General features: G+C 51.4%; 13 protein-coding genes, 2 tRNA genes and 1 pseudogene. 10 read left to right on the top strand and 6 right to left on the bottom strand.

The window, feature by feature from the left end:
• Nucleotides 1-416: 416 nt before the first annotated feature.
• Nucleotides 417-1,528, bottom strand: a pseudogene (locus tag BZK42_RS03175) (IS3 family transposase).
• A 35-nt stretch (nt 1,529-1,563) separates the two neighbouring features.
• Here BZK42_RS03175 and BZK42_RS03170 point away from each other — a divergent pair.
• Nucleotides 1,564-2,025, top strand: coding sequence for a branched-chain amino acid transport system II carrier protein (locus BZK42_RS03170; protein ID WP_019076709.1), 462 nt, complete (start codon nt 1,564-1,566; stop codon nt 2,023-2,025).
• 258 nt (nt 2,026-2,283) lie between these two features.
• The gene (locus tag BZK42_RS03165; protein ID WP_016156401.1) at nt 2,284-2,796 is read left to right on the top strand and encodes a GNAT family N-acetyltransferase; all 513 of its coding nucleotides are present in this window, start codon (nt 2,284-2,286) and stop codon (nt 2,794-2,796) included.
• Between the two features lie 51 nt (nt 2,797-2,847).
• Here the strand turns inward: BZK42_RS03165 and BZK42_RS03160 are convergent, their stop codons facing one another.
• Nucleotides 2,848-3,738, bottom strand: a complete 891-nt coding sequence (locus BZK42_RS03160) for a LysR family transcriptional regulator (protein ID WP_016152950.1) — start codon at nt 3,736-3,738, stop codon at nt 2,848-2,850.
• 172 nt (nt 3,739-3,910) lie between these two features.
• Between BZK42_RS03160 and BZK42_RS03155 the strand changes: the two genes are divergently transcribed.
• Together BZK42_RS03155 and BZK42_RS03150 are read left to right on the top strand one after the other, a co-directional pair.
• Nucleotides 3,911-5,047: an alpha/beta hydrolase gene (locus BZK42_RS03155; RefSeq protein ID WP_080858739.1), complete on the top strand. Its 1,137-nt coding sequence runs from the start codon at nt 3,911-3,913 to the stop codon at nt 5,045-5,047.
• A 141-nt stretch (nt 5,048-5,188) separates the two neighbouring features.
• Nucleotides 5,189-6,382 (top strand): MFS transporter, encoded by a 1,194-nt coding sequence (locus tag BZK42_RS03150; protein WP_016156399.1) that lies wholly within the window; start codon nt 5,189-5,191, stop codon nt 6,380-6,382.
• 98 nt (nt 6,383-6,480) lie between these two features.
• Here the strand turns inward: BZK42_RS03150 and BZK42_RS03145 are convergent, their stop codons facing one another.
• A complete protein-coding gene (locus tag BZK42_RS03145) occupies nt 6,481-6,951 on the bottom strand; it encodes a GNAT family N-acetyltransferase (protein WP_046274913.1) in 471 nt (156 codons plus the stop codon).
• A 248-nt stretch (nt 6,952-7,199) separates the two neighbouring features.
• Between BZK42_RS03145 and BZK42_RS03140 the strand changes: the two genes are divergently transcribed.
• From BZK42_RS03140 to BZK42_RS03110, 6 genes are all read left to right on the top strand, one after another.
• Entirely contained in the window at nt 7,200-8,180 is a 981-nt protein-coding gene (locus BZK42_RS03140; RefSeq protein WP_016156397.1) for a GlxA family transcriptional regulator, read from the top strand.
• A gap of 78 nt (nt 8,181-8,258) precedes the next feature.
• Nucleotides 8,259-9,269, top strand: coding sequence for a type I glyceraldehyde-3-phosphate dehydrogenase (gene gap / locus BZK42_RS03135; protein ID WP_080858738.1), 1,011 nt, complete (start codon nt 8,259-8,261; stop codon nt 9,267-9,269).
• Between the two features lie 246 nt (nt 9,270-9,515).
• Nucleotides 9,516-9,998, top strand: coding sequence for a glutathione peroxidase (locus BZK42_RS03130; RefSeq protein WP_080858737.1), 483 nt, complete (start codon nt 9,516-9,518; stop codon nt 9,996-9,998).
• Between the two features lie 199 nt (nt 9,999-10,197).
• A tRNA-Val gene (locus BZK42_RS03120) sits at nt 10,198-10,274 on the top strand.
• Between the two features lie 4 nt (nt 10,275-10,278).
• A tRNA-Val gene (locus BZK42_RS03115) sits at nt 10,279-10,355 on the top strand.
• Between the two features lie 200 nt (nt 10,356-10,555).
• Nucleotides 10,556-11,278, top strand: coding sequence for a substrate-binding domain-containing protein (locus BZK42_RS03110; RefSeq protein ID WP_080858736.1), 723 nt, complete (start codon nt 10,556-10,558; stop codon nt 11,276-11,278).
• On the opposite strand, the gene BZK42_RS03105 is transcribed toward BZK42_RS03110, so the two are convergent.
• From BZK42_RS03105 to BZK42_RS03095, 3 genes are read right to left on the bottom strand one after another with little or no spacing between them, the layout of a single operon-like run.
• Nucleotides 11,265-12,017, bottom strand: a complete 753-nt coding sequence (locus tag BZK42_RS03105) for an ABC transporter ATP-binding protein (protein ID WP_080858735.1) — start codon at nt 12,015-12,017, stop codon at nt 11,265-11,267. The genes BZK42_RS03110 and BZK42_RS03105 overlap by 14 nt on opposite strands.
• Nucleotides 12,014-13,018, bottom strand: a complete 1,005-nt coding sequence (locus BZK42_RS03100; RefSeq protein ID WP_080858734.1) for a FecCD family ABC transporter permease — start codon at nt 13,016-13,018, stop codon at nt 12,014-12,016. The genes BZK42_RS03105 and BZK42_RS03100 overlap by 4 nt, the downstream gene beginning before the upstream one ends.
• Nucleotides 13,005-14,060 (bottom strand): ABC transporter substrate-binding protein, encoded by a 1,056-nt coding sequence (locus BZK42_RS03095; RefSeq protein WP_080858733.1) that lies wholly within the window; start codon nt 14,058-14,060, stop codon nt 13,005-13,007. Before BZK42_RS03095 ends, BZK42_RS03100 begins: the two co-directional genes overlap by 14 nt.
• Nucleotides 14,061-14,210: the final 150 nt, after the last annotated feature.

Below are 14,210 nucleotides of genomic sequence, written 5' to 3'. Positions count from 1 at the left end.
GCGTAGCTGACCACAAAAGCGGTTGTTAACATCTCCTGTTCCATCATCGATTCAGTAGTGATTTCAAACTTGGTCGTACGAAGCCGACGATAAATGTAACTAAGGCTTGTTGTAGTAGGTATTACCTTTATAAGTCTAATCAGACTTTCAATCTCTTTATCGCAACCGCTAATAATCTCCGCCCCTTTCTTCATTATTTGTTCAAAAGGCGCTCTTAGATCAGCTGGTAATTTGCTAAAAAATTCTTCAGAGACGCTCTAATAGTCGTTGCCTTCAAAAATAGGAGGTGGTGACATAGCCATCTGGGTAAACCCTGTGTTGAGAAATTGCACCATTTTCAAACTAACTGGCGGGGTTTATCAAGATAAATTAAAGTCTCCATTTGGCTTAGAAGCGGAAATGTAAATAGACCCGTTTTAGTTCCATGCATTTTTTGAGATCCCGGCCAAATAATGGTGCTGTCGGTATTCCTCCGGTGTCATATTGTTCAGTGATTCATGCGGGCGTTCACAGTTATATTCTGACAACCATTTCTCCGTGATTTCCCGCACTTCATTCAGCGTTCTGAACAGATAAAAATCGAGTATTTCTGTACGGTATGTCCGGTTAAAGCGCTCAATGAAAGCGTTCTGCGTAGGCTTACCTGGCTGGATAAACTCCAGTTTTACTGCATGTTTCTCTGCCCATTCAGCCAGTGCCAGAGAGATAAATTCCGGACCATTATCCATGCGCAGCATGACCGGATAGCCGCGATTTGCCGCAATCCTGTCGAGTACACGGACCACGCGCAGAGCTGGCAGATTCAGATCGATTTCAATCGACAACGCCTCACGGTTAAAGTCATCAACAACATTGAACGTGCGAAAACAACGGCCACAGACCAGGGCATCAAGCATAAAATCGACAGACCAGCTCTGGTTCAGCGCTTAAGGCGTGGCCAGTGGCGAGGGATTACGCACCGGCAACCGCTGTTTGCCCTTACGACGAAAGTTCAGCTTCAGCAGACAGTAAATACGGTGGATCCTTTTGTGATTCCACGGGTGTCCCTGCCGCCTCAGAACCTGAAAAAGTTTCGGAAAACCGTATCGTGGGTATCGCTCTGCCACTGCCTGCAACGCGACAATAACGGGTTCGTCACGCGTGGTATCCGGACGGTAATGGTAAACCGTTCTGCTCAGGTTAAGACTCCGGCAGGCCTGACGGATACTGAGTCCAAATGTCGTTATCAGATGAGTGACCAGCTCACGCTTAAAGGCTGGTTTTAAAGCTTTTTTTCGATAACGTCTTTCAGCGCCCGGTTCTCAAGGCTCAGGTCGGCAAACATCTGTTTGAGACGTCGGTTCTCGTCCTCAAGATCCTTGATCTTTTTAATATCAGAAGCCTCCATGCCGCCGTATCTGGACTTCCAGTTGTAGTAGGTGGCTTCAGAGATACCGGCCTCCCGGCAGACATCTTTAACAGTTCGTCCGGCTTCAACCGACTTAATCACAGCGATGATCTGATGCTCAGTAAAACGGGCTTTACGCATAGCGATCTCCTTCGTTGGCAGATTGATTATGCCGGATGATCTCTAAATGTGAATGGCACGATTATGCGGGATGTTTACAGTCCCACAGCCCGGTGCGGGGCGCAACGAACGGTATGCAGGTGATGAGCGCCTATGTCGAGACTGTTTTTGGCGTTTATGGCCGGGTGTTGTTGGCGGCGATCATTACCCTCGCCTGTCTGGTCACGGCCATTGGTCTGACGACCGGAACAGCGCGCTATTTCAACCAGACGACCGGTGCGTCTTATGGGCTGCTGGTGACGCTCTCCCTGATGGTGTCAGCAGCACTTGCCGTGCTGGGACTGAATTCCCTCACCGCAATGGCGGTTCCCGTGCTGTGCGCCATTTACCCGGCTGCGCTGGTCGTGGTCGCGCTGGGCATCGTTAGAAAATGGACAGACGTGCCGACGAATCTGTATCAGTTGCTTTTCTATAGCGCCCTGGCAGTGGGAATAATGAGCTTGTTTGTAAAATCCTGAATGAACAGCCGCAAGTTCGGAAGATGTCTTTTCATTTTCGCTCAAAGCAGACCAGGCAATCAGTTGGCCTGTCTGCTTCGAGCCAGAAGCTAACATCGATAAAAAATAACTTAATGGTCGAGCTCCACCAACTTCAGACCTTAGATTGCGTATTCAAAGTTTGAGGGTAAGACAGTCACAACGGACATATAGACTTAACAGGCCGTATATATTACAAATTTAAGATCATTTTTCTCTCATAAAGTAAGGGCCTCTCCCATGTCTTTAATCATACGACAAGCAACATTAGCCGATTCGGGATTACTAAATGAGCTTGGCTACCGCTTCTATACTGCGCACTTTAAGCATATGTGGAAGTCAGAATCAGAATTTGATAATTATTTGGAGGGTGAATATTCACTTCCTGTTATTGAGCAGAGTATTAATGATAAAAACATTAGCTGGTATATAGTTGAAATCGAGCAGCCGATTGGTTTTGTGAAGCTGACATGGCAAGCAACTATCCCGAATACAGACATCAGCGGTGTTTTACTTAATAAACTCTACCTTGCCCCAACCAAAACGAATCAGCATTACGGTCAACTAATGTTTAATAAAGTCATAGATCTTGCCCGAAGTCAGGGGAAAAAATATTTATGGCTGGAGGTTCTTGAACAAAATGAACGTGCTCAAAAATTCTATAAAAAGCAGGGAATGAAACACATCAGCGACATCATTTTCGAAACAAATTCACAGAGGAGCATACTCAAGTTAATGGGGATGTGTATATAAGGCCCGCACCTCGCTCAGACCCGTTACCCTGACACGTGTGCAGCCTCGCCTTCATTCATAAATTCTCAGTGTATCGATAACTGCTCGCAGAGCGGGAGACACATTGCGGTGCGGATAATAGAGAAATGAGCCTTCCAGGCGTTGACTGTAGCGTTGTAAAACTCTGATGAGCGAACCCTCTTCTAAATCATCGGACACCAGTTCTTCCGGAACATAAGCCAGCCCCAGCCCCAGTCTGGCGGCTTTGGCTTCCATATAACTGTCAGCAAAAGCCCATTGTCCCTGCGGCTGATGAGTTATTTTTTTACCATCCTGTTGAAGCTCCCATGTATAGAGGCTTCCATCGCCAAATTGATAAGCGATGCAGGGATGAACCGCCAAATCTGCCGGGACTTGTGGAAAGCCATAGCGGCGAAAGTGTTCTGGCGTACCAACAATGGCCATCTCCATGTCGGGGGAAATACGGACCGCTATCATGCCACCGCCAACTTCCGGTCCGAGACGTACACCGGCATCGAATCTTTCCGCAATAATATCGACAAACCGACTTTCGCTAATGAGTTCCAGCCGGATGTCAGGATAGCGTTGCTTAAACACCGCAAGCTTTGGCAGGAGCAGTTTATCAATAGCGTGCTGACTGGCATTAATCCGTACCGTACCTGACGGGGACTGGCGATAATGGGCCAGCGTGGCAAGCCCCATATCTAAAGCGTCGAATCCTGACTCAATAGTCCGGTAGAGTTGTTCGCCGGCATGGGTGAGCGATAGCCTACGCGTAGTGCGAGCCAGAAGCTGAACGCCCAGTCTTTCTTCAAGTTCGCGTACGGAACGGCTTATACCTGATTGTGCCAGGCCGAGTCGTTGCGCCGCAGCGGTAAAACTCCCTTCCCGCACCACCTGCATGAACAGGTATAAATCATTATAGTTTTCCCGTTTCGCCATCACGTTTCCCTCGCTATCGCATCACTATTTAGAACAATATGGTATTAATTCTAGCAATTTTACCCCTCTAATAAGCACTATTACTGCTCACTATAATGCTCGCATTGCAACAAAGCACAGCAGTGTTGTCCGTATGAAACCTGTATCTATCACGTTTTATGAGGGGATTTTGATGACTGCCTTCACCAAAAAACTGACAGCCGCGATACCAGCCATGCTGCTCTGCGCATCATTAAGTGGAGTTACAACGATGAGTTATGCCAATACAACCAATCCGAACGCGCCAGTTTCACTGGTCGAGACATGGGATAAAACCTTCGCTAAAAGTACGAAAGTTAATCACCGTAAAGTGACCTTTCAGAACCGCTTCGGGATCACCCTGGTCGGTGATCTCTACATTCCAAAGGATCGCGGCGAGCGCAAACTGGCGGCCATTGCCATCAACGGGCCTTTCGGCGCGGTGAAAGAGCAGTCCAGCGGTCTGTATGCGCAGACGTTGGCTGAGCAGGGATTTGTTACCCTGGCTTTTGACCCTTCATATACGGGGGAAAGCGGTGGCTATCCGCGTAACGTTGCCTCTCCGGATATCAACACCGAGGATTTCAGCGCGGCTGTTGATTTCCTTGGCCTGCAAAATGAGGTTGATCGAAATCGTATCGGATTACTGGGTATCTGCGGATGGGGCGGGATGGCCTTAAACGACGCCGCGATGGATACCCGCGTGAAAGCGGTGGCGACCAGCGTGATGTATGACATGAGCCGTGCGATGGGGCATGGCGTAGGTGATGGTAAAGACCGTTATACCACTGCGGATCGTCGCGCCGTATTACAGTATCTGAACGCACAGCGCTGGGAAGATGCGAAGAACGGAGCTTTCGCGCCCGGCGGGCATGACATTTATGTTGATGAAAAGGGGGACGTCAGTACGTCGAAACGTATTCTGCCAGAAACGTTACCCGCAAATCCTAATCCGGTTCTGAAAGAATTCTTTGATTATTATCGCATGCCGCGTGGTTTCCATGCGCGTTCGGTCAACTCAACTGGGGCCTGGAATGCGACGATGCCGCTGTCATTTATGAATATGCCGCTGCTGAGCTACGCCAATGAAGTCACTATCCCCACGCTTATCGTGACCGGCGAAAAAGCCCATTCACGCTATTTTGCTGAAGATGCCTTTAGGACGATCGGCAGCAATGAGAAAGAGCTGGTGATTGTGCCGGGGGCAAATCATGTTGATCTGTACGACAACGTTGCGGGTAAGATTCCGTTTGCTAAATTTGAGCAGTTTTTCAATACCAACCTAAGATAATCGCCCCAAGCCGCCTGATATTTGCAGGCGGCTGTAAAACGCCTGCAGATCATTTTCATCCATGTTTTGACGTGATTTCCTGAATGACGTCTGTCCGGACTGCGCCTGAACCTGGCCGATTCGATATTAAGAGATCTGATAATGTCCACAGTAAGACTAAAACCGCATTACGAAAAAAAGCATGCGCATTGGGGGGGCGTGTTTGCCATGACGCTGTGCGTGTTTGTGCTGATCGCTTCCGAGTTTATGCCGGTCAGCCTGCTTACGCTTATTGCCAGTGATTTACACATTACCGAAGGGCTGGCTGGCCAGGGAATTGCAATCTCTGGCGCGCTGGCGGTCATTACCAGCCTGACTATCTCCCATATTGCCGGAGATCTGAACCGAAAACATCTCCTGCAGGGGCTGACGGTTTTAATGGCCATATCGGGGATAGTCGTCGCCCTGGCACCCAGCTATCCGGTTTATATGCTGGGGAGGGCCCTGCTTGGGGTGGTTATTGGTGGATTCTGGTCCATGTCTGCTGCAACCGCCATTCGGCTCGTTCCGCAGCATCAGGTTCCCCGCGCGCTGGCGATTTTTAACGGTGGGAACGCGCTGGCTACCGTTGTAGCGGCACCGCTTGGCAGCTATCTGGGGACGACCGTGGGCTGGCGAGGGGCATTTTTATGCCTCGTTCCCCTGGCTATAGCCGCGTTCATCTGGCAGTGGGTCAGCCTGCCATCGATGGAAAACGATAAAAAACAAAAATCCCAGAGATCTATGCGTCATCTGTTCCGCATCACCATTGTCCCTGCGGGACTTCTGGCCTGCGGATTCTTCTTCATGGGGCAATTTGCCTTATTTACCTACGTGCGCCCCTTTCTTGAGACCGTAACCCGCGTAGGCCCTACTGGTCTCTCTCTGATTTTGCTCGCAATAGGCGTGGCGGGTTTTGTCGGCACACTGGCCGTATCAATATTCCTGAACACAAGTTTTTATCAGACTTTAATCATGATCCCCCTGCTTATGGCAGCGACTGCCGGGGCGTTACTGCTGGTTGGACACAGCATCTGGGCTGTTGCCGTATTGCTCAGCCTGTGGGGACTACTAGCAACGGCTGCGCCAACGGGATGGTGGACATGGATAGCGCGGGCACTACCCGAAGATGCAGAGGCGGGTGGTGGCTTAATGGTTGCGGTGATCCAGCTATCAATTGCTCTGGGTTCAACGGCAGGTGGGATGGTATTCGACACTCTGGGATGGCGCAGTACTTTTGGCTTGAGTGGTTTCTTACTTCTGGCGGCAGCAGCAATGACGATTGTCACATCCCGTCAAAACTGCAAAGCAAACTAGAACTATCCATTCATTTCTGGCGTGCTCTCTGTCATGGCATACGGCAGAGAGCCGAGTGTCCGCCCTCGCTGATCGCGGAACTTTAGCCCAGTTATCTTCTATTTTTTCACCAAATATTTTCGCATCAGTGCATTTTGTAATGTCACTCCGCGACAGGCAGGAAACCCACGTTCCACAACATGAAAGCCGTGTCGTAGAAAGAACGCCTCCGCAGCCTTACTGACATTTGAAGTCAGTTCGCCAATTCCACGTTGTCTGGCTTCTTCATGAATGCGATTCATCAGTAGTGTCCCTACTCCCTGTCTCGGGTAGGTTCCCGAGACAAAGAAATGGTCAATGTACCCATTTGGCTGAAGATCTGCATATCCAGCTATTTCACCATCCACTTCAACAACAAAGGGGCGTAATTCCTTCATATGATTGGCCCATTGTTCCGGGTCGATATCCGTTGGGGCCCACGCATCTATTTGTTCCTGTGTGTAGTAATGTGATGCGAGGGTATGTACAGAAGATAAAAAGACGCTGAATAACGAAATTTCATCTCCATTACTAAACCTTCTGATTTTCATAAGACCTCGTCAGGAGAGTGACTTGTAGAACAATACCATTTTTGGTGTAGCAGAGCGTCAGCCCCTCGTGGTGAGTTTAATGGGTCAATGCAACGCTATTCTTAATCAAGGGAGATGCTCAGGCAACGCCGTTGAGTCAACATCAAACCATCGGCCTGTGGCGGTAATGTCGCTACGCCACGGGTAAGGCTTTTTCCAGTTGAGTATGTAATATTGACTTATTGTGTAAAAAGATTACTTTTCAGGACATGAAGAAGATACTCATTATTGTTCCCGATGGCGGTATGCTGTTTGAGTCCGCCGGTATTGCCGACATTCTGATGCAGGCCAACCGCCTGCATCCCAAAGGCGCTACGGAGACGTGTTACCAGGTTCAGTTAGCGACAACGCAACCGCATCAGGTGATCCATGGTCAGTCCGGCCTAAATCTACTGGCAGATCATCGCCTACATGAGATAGATCCTCGCGAACCTCTCGATACCATCATCATCACTGGCAGAGGTCAAAACCCGCAGGAAGGGATTGCAGTGGTTGACTGGCTACGCCTTGCCGCTCCCCACGCCCGCCGCATTGCATCCATTTGCGGCGGCGCGATGCTGCTGGCAGAAACCGGGCTGCTGGACGGCAGACGAGCCACCACCCACTGGAAGCTACTGGAAACTATGCAGGCAGAATTCCCTAAGGTGCGCGTCGAAAGCGGTCCGCTCTATATCCAGGACGAACACATCTGGACATCAGGTGGCGTCAGTTCCGGCTTTGACCTGACGTTAGCGTTAGTTGAAGAGGATTACGGCTTCAGTCTGGCGCGCGACGTCGCTCAGGATTTCGTCATGTACCTGCGCCGTCCCGGGGGACAACTCCAGTTTAGCCGCTACAACCTTCAGCAGACCAGCACCCTGGGCCCGATTAACGATCTGCTCACCTGGCTGCTTGAGAACCTCACCGCCGATCTCAGTGTGGATAAACTGGCGGAAAAAGTCGCCATGAGTCCGCGTAATTTCACCCGCGTGTTTACCCGAGAAACGGGCGCATCACCGGCACGCTATGTGGCTGAAGCCCGTCTGGCCGCAGCACGACAGCGTCTGGAGCAGACCAACGAGACGCTGGAGCGTATCGCCGAACAAACAGGATTTGGCAGCAGCATTAACCTGCGACGGCTGTTTGAAAAACAGCTTCACCTGACGCCTGGTGAATATCGCCAACGCTTTCACTGTCGTAAAATGGCGTAAAGTGATCCTTTTTTGTCATTTACGCCAACACGTGACCGGCCTAAATTTACTCCAGAGACAACAGATAAGGAGTTCATCATGGTAAAGGTCGGTATTAACGGTTTTGGCCGTATCGGACGTAACGTACTGCGTGCTGCACTGGGTAACCCGGAAATCCAGATCGTGGCAATCAACGATCTGACAGACAGTAAAACGCTGGCGCATCTGCTGAAATACGACTCGCTGCTCGGTAAACTCGACGCCGACGTCACCGCCGGTGAGGGGCAGTTGGTGGTTAACGGTAAATCCATTACCGTGTTCAGCGAACGCGACCCAGCCAACATCCCATGGCGTCAGCGTGAAGTCGATATTGTCATTGAAGCAACCGGCTTCTTCACTGAACGTGACAAGGCGGCGGTGCATATCAACAGCGGTGGCGCAAAACGAGTGATTATCTCCGCCCCCGGTAAGAACGATGATTTAACCATCGTGATGGGCGTTAACGATCACCTCTACTCCGCGGATAAACACTTTGTCGTCAGCAACGGTAGCTGCACCACTAACGGTCTGGCACCTGCCGCACAGGTTTTGCACCAACATTTCGGCATTAAGCATGGTTTGATGAATACCACCCACGCCTATACCAACAGCCAGGCGCTGCACGACCAGCCGGAAAAAGATCTTCGTGGTGCCCGCGCCGCTGCATTGTCGATTGTCCCCTACTCCAGCGGTGCCGCGAAGGCGCTTGGCAAAGTCATCCCGGAGCTGGATGGTCGCTTAACCGGTTACTCGCTGCGCGTACCGGTTCCGGTGGTGTCCATTGTCGATCTGACCGTAACGCTTGAGCGGGATGTTACAGCAGAGGAGGTCAATAATGCGTTTCGTGACGCCGCCGCGACAGGGCCACTGAAAGGGATCCTCGGTTACAGCGATGAACCGCTTGTCTCAAGCGACTATCAGGGTGACCCGCGCTCATCCATCATCGACGGCCTGTCAACGCTGGTGATTGGCGGCAATATGGTCAAAATTCTGGCGTGGTACGACAACGAATGGGGATTCTCTAATCGCCTCGTCGACCTGGCACTGCTAATGGCAAGGCACGAACGTTAATCCCCTGCTCTCACACTCTCTCTAAATCCACGCCAGGCGTGGATTTTTTTATATCTATATCGCGCACAACGTCACGCCCCCCATTTTTAGTCGTCACCTAACGATGCTGCTGGGGTGACGCGTTTAAAAACGTTAGCGATAACCCGACAAAATAATAAATCGCCAGCACTTCAACGGTCAGTTTATTAATCAGACAGTTGCGACCATAATAAAATGAGTAATGCGATCTTATTTGAGGATTCCGGCATGATCACCTTTTATCAACTTACAGCCACCCGTCTGCATGGTGAGCCCGTCACTATGGCCGACTACGCTGGCAAACTGGTTCTGGTGGTCAATACTGCCAGCCATTGTGGCTTCACGCCGCAATATGCAGGCCTCGAAGCGCTTTACAAGAAGTACGCCGCGCAGGGTTTGGTGGTGCTTGGTTTCCCCTGCAACCAGTTCGGTAATCAGGAGCCTGGCGGGGCCGACGACATCTCGCAAACCTGTCACATCAACTACGGTGTGAGCTTCCCGATATTTGAGAAAGTGGAAGTCAACGGTGCGGCTACACATCCGGTGTTTCGTTACCTGAAAAACGAATTACCCGGCGTGCTGGGTGGGCGTATCAAGTGGAATTTCACTAAGTTCCTGATCGGACGTGACGGCAAACCGCTCAAGCGTTTTGCGCCGTTCACTACCCCTGAGAAAATAGAAACCGCGATCCTTGCTGCGCTTAAAGTCTGAGCGCACCTGTCATTCAAACAGTCCCCATTATGCCCAAGCTCACTGTCTGAATAAAAAACACGCTGCAAAATCAACAAAATATAATCAACTTGCTTAATTACTCTGCAATCGCGTGAGTTCAGGAAGAAAAATGCTATTTCCCTCTTGCCTCATTCGGTCTGTGCCGCTAATATTCGTCCCCGTTGTCACCTACAACGTTGCGTTCATAGCTCAGTTGGTTAGAGCACCACCTTGACATGGTGGGGGTCGTTGGTTCGAGTCCAATTGAACGCACCATCTTGCGTCCGTAGCTCAGTTGGTTAGAGCACCACCTTGACATGGTGGGGGTCGGTGGTTCGAGTCCACTCGGACGCACCAAATTATTTCTATGATTTGGTGCTATTTCCCTTCGTTACACCTCATAATTTCTTTTTATTGCCTCCTGTTCGTAACCTTAAGCTTAATCATTACTCCGTATGATGCTGGCACAAAGCGATGCGCCAAAGCCTTCTAAACTCTATGCTCAGCGCGTATCATTTATCCTCTTCGCAAACCTTTTTCGCCAGAGATCGGATACCATGCCCTCTTCCATTCTTCTGTTTGCCGCGGGCAGTTTACGCCTGGCATTTGCCCCTTTAATAAGCCAGTTCTCGCGCCATAGTGGAATAGACGTGAAGGTGGAATATGGTCCGGCCGGTTTATTACGCGAGCGTATTGAAGCCGGTGAACCGTGTGCGCTCTTTGCCTCAGCCAATCGGGAGCACCCGCAACGCCTGCTGGCTTTGCAAAAAGCTGTCCTCACGCAAACCTTTAGCTGGAATCAACTGAGTCTTGTCAGCAACCGAAACGGAGCCTGGCTGGATTTGCTCCGCGACCCAACGCTACGAATAGGTACATCCACGCCCGGCTGCGACCCTTCCGGAGACTATACCTGGGCATTTTTCGACAATATGGATGTAGTGGATCCAGGACTCGGACAACAGCTTAGGGCGCGCGCCATCCCGCTGGTTGGTGGGCGTGATACGGTGAAAATCCCGTCTGGTGAACTGGCGAGCGCCTGGATCCTTCGCCAGGGACTGGCCGATCTGTTTATCGGCTACGCGCATTACGCGAAAACGCTGCGCGCCCAACCCGACGTGCATTATGTAGCTATCCCTGATGAGCACAATATTCGCTGCGAATACCAACTGGCGGTGCTCGACGCATCCAACGAGGTGATGGCGCTGGTTAAATTCATGCTCTCCAACGGCGGTCAGGCGTTTCTTACCGCCGCCGGGTTTTTACCTCTTAACGACGAATAGAAAACAGCGGTGCGATAAACGGCGTCGGGTGGTTCTCCAGACTGAGTTTTCGCAGCGGTAAGCCATAGGCCTGGAACAGATTCTCTTCCGTCACAATGCTGTCCGTTGGCCCTGCCCGCCATTTTCCTTCGGGGAGCAGCAGCAAAGTATGGGTGGCTATTTGTAACGCATGCAGCGGATCGTGGGTCGAAAAAAGAATGCTGCATCCCTGTAGATGGGCCAGATCGCTGATGAGCTGAAGCACCACCTGCTGATTGGCGAGATCCAGCGCGGAGCACGGTTCATCAAGCAGCAGCGTTTGACACTCCGTCACCAGCGCCCGGGCTATCATCACCAGTTGCTGTTGCCCCCCGGAAAGTAAGCTAAAAGAGTGGGAAGCAAGCTGGGCAATATTTAACTGCTCCAGCGCCTGGGTCGCTCTTTGTTGATCCTGCTGGCTGGGTTGCGCAAAAAGCTTCACGTGCTGTACCCGCCCCATCAGCACCACGTCGCTCACCGTATAAGGAAATGGCAGGTGGCAATGCTGCGCCACAATCCCTATCCCGCCGTCAATTTCAATGCTGCCGTCCAAAGCTGGTAGCGTGCCGGTTAGCGTATCGAGCAGCGTACTTTTACCCAGGCCGTTACGTCCCAGCACAGCCCAGATCTCACCTTTCTGACAACTGAATGTAAGCGGCTCAAATAGCGGCGCGCGATACCCATAGGTAAGCGTATTTACACGCAATGCGGCAGGTTTCATGATGTCTCCCGGCGGCTGGAGCGGATGAGTAAAAAAGCAAACAGCGGCGCGCCGAATAATGCGGTGATGATCCCAAGCGGTATCTCCGCGTGCATCAGGGTACGGGCAATATCATCCACCACAATCATAAAACCGCCTCCCATCCAGAAGGCGCACGGCAGTAGACGACGATGATCAACCCCCACCAGCAAACGCGCCAGATGCGGAATAACCAGCCCAACCCAGGCGATACTGCCGCTGACCGCTACCTGAGCGGCAACTAAAAAAGCGCAGCACAGCAAAACGCTGCGTCGCAGAGGAACCACCGCGACGCCTAGCGATCGGGCATCTTTATCATTGAGTGATAACAGGTTTATCCGCCAGCGTAGCTGGTACAAAACTGTCGCAGCGATACCAACTGGAATCGCCAACAGCAGAACTTTATGCCAGTTAGCCGTCGCAAAGCTGCCGAGCAGCCAGAACACGATATTGGGTAACGTTTCTTCGGTATCAGCCTGATACTGAATCAGGCTCACCAGCGCGGCAAAAAAACCACTCAAAATGATACCCGACAGGATCAGCACCAGCGTATTCTCCAGCCCCTGCAGCGCAGCAATGGCATACACCAGGATCAGCGCCGTCAGACCGAAGAAAAACGTTGAACCCATCATCAACCACGGCGACAGGCCGAGCAGAATAGCCAGCGTTCCGCCAAAAGCGGCCCCGGACGTCACGCCAATAATATGCGGGTCGACCAGCGGATTATGAAATACCCCTTGCAGCGTCGCGCCACATAACCCCAACGCACCACCCGCCAGCAGCGCCATCAGAATTCGCGGTAGCCTGACCGTCCAGATAACCTGACCGGCAATCCCTTCAGCGTCGCTATAGTGCATCAGGTGATAAAAGACTTCGCTTAATGACAGCGGATATTGTCCGAGACACAACGAACCAAGGCCCAGCAACAGGACCGTCGCGATTAAGAGTGGTTGCTGGAGTAAAATGCGCTTACTTAACTGCATCAGGCTGCCAGTTCACACGATAAAAACGCTGATAGTAGTCTTGCGCCTGCGCATCAACATCCACGTCTTTATAGGCGTCCGGGTACAGTTTTTTGGCCATCCACAGCTCACCAATCGCCAACGCTTCAGGCATCGGATAGCCCCAGGCTTTGGCGTACTCAGGCATCAACCAGACGCGATGATTTTTCACCGCATCAATCCCCTGCCAGTTAGGATCGTTTTGGATCTCCGTTACCACCTGCGGGTAGCGATCCTGAACAAAAATTACCTGCGGGTTCCACGCCAATACCTGTTCCAGCGCAACCTGACGGGCGCCTTTCACACTGGCAGCCGCCACGTTTAGCCCACCCGCGTGCTGCATCATAAGTCCCGTGTACTTCCCGGAGCCGTAAGTCATCAGGTCGGGGTTAGCCATATAAATACGGACTTTTTGCGCATCCGGGATTTTTGCGACCGGCGCATTGAATTTTGCCCGCGCCGCAAAAACGTAGTCGATCAACGTCTCAGCTTGCGGTTTGCGCCCCACGACGTCCGCAATCAGGCGAATCCCCTGCTTTAACCCTTCGTTGTAGACCTGCTCTTCATCGGCCATGGTCGGGTTCATTTTATTCTGTTGCCCGGCTGCATCCTTGCGCAATGAGATTGCCACGACCGGAATACCGGCGTTCTGAATCTGCTGGATCATCTCCGCAGGCGCATAGTTGGCGACAAAAACCACCTGTGGATGAATCGCCAGTAGGCTTTCGATATTCACGCTGGTGAGATCGCCCGGCGTCGGCAATGTGGCAATTGCCGGCATAAAGCGCGCAAACTCAGGCCCGAGCTGTTTTTTCCAGCTCGACATCACGCCAATAATGTCCTGCTGAGCATTAAGCTGGACCAGAATATTCAGCGTCTGGTGTTGCAGCACGACCACTTTGTCGACGTGGTCCGGAATCGTGACCTGACGACCAAGCTGGTCGGTGATCGTACGGTCGGCCTGGGCAGAAAACGCAAACAACATGCTGGCGCATACCAGCACAAAAGAGCGGAAAGTTAACATGGGATACCATCTGGATAGCGGAGTAAAAACGATGTGTATTAAATTATATAACGATATGACAGGCAACCCATTCGCGATAAATACCGCACGACACACGAGGAAGATCAATTTATGCCGACAAAAAAGCCGACGGTGATGACCACCGTCGGC

The sequence above is a fragment of the Citrobacter braakii genome, from assembly GCF_002075345.1.
Lineage (GTDB): Bacteria > Pseudomonadota > Gammaproteobacteria > Enterobacterales > Enterobacteriaceae > Citrobacter > Citrobacter braakii.
Note: the sequence above shows the minus strand (reverse complement) of the source record. Positions and strands in the feature narration are given on the sequence as shown.

Coding starts and splice junctions, on each gene's coding strand:
- BZK42_RS03170 (WP_019076709.1), top strand. CDS start 1,564: ATGATCTCTAAATGTGAATGGCACGATTATGCGGGATGTTTACAGTCC.
- BZK42_RS03100 (WP_080858734.1), bottom strand. CDS start 13,018: ATGCAGTTAAGTAAGCGCATTTTACTCCAGCAACCACTCTTAATCGCG.
- BZK42_RS03150 (WP_016156399.1), top strand. CDS start 5,189: ATGTCCACAGTAAGACTAAAACCGCATTACGAAAAAAAGCATGCGCAT.
- BZK42_RS03155 (WP_080858739.1), top strand. CDS start 3,911: ATGACTGCCTTCACCAAAAAACTGACAGCCGCGATACCAGCCATGCTG.
- BZK42_RS03140 (WP_016156397.1), top strand. CDS start 7,200: ATGAAGAAGATACTCATTATTGTTCCCGATGGCGGTATGCTGTTTGAG.
- BZK42_RS03165 (WP_016156401.1), top strand. CDS start 2,284: ATGTCTTTAATCATACGACAAGCAACATTAGCCGATTCGGGATTACTA.
- BZK42_RS03145 (WP_046274913.1), bottom strand. CDS start 6,951: ATGAAAATCAGAAGGTTTAGTAATGGAGATGAAATTTCGTTATTCAGC.
- BZK42_RS03130 (WP_080858737.1), top strand. CDS start 9,516: ATGATCACCTTTTATCAACTTACAGCCACCCGTCTGCATGGTGAGCCC.
- BZK42_RS03110 (WP_080858736.1), top strand. CDS start 10,556: ATGCCCTCTTCCATTCTTCTGTTTGCCGCGGGCAGTTTACGCCTGGCA.
- BZK42_RS03105 (WP_080858735.1), bottom strand. CDS start 12,017: ATGAAACCTGCCGCATTGCGTGTAAATACGCTTACCTATGGGTATCGC.
- BZK42_RS03095 (WP_080858733.1), bottom strand. CDS start 14,060: ATGTTAACTTTCCGCTCTTTTGTGCTGGTATGCGCCAGCATGTTGTTT.
- BZK42_RS03160 (WP_016152950.1), bottom strand. CDS start 3,738: ATGGCGAAACGGGAAAACTATAATGATTTATACCTGTTCATGCAGGTG.
- gap (WP_080858738.1), top strand. CDS start 8,259: ATGGTAAAGGTCGGTATTAACGGTTTTGGCCGTATCGGACGTAACGTA.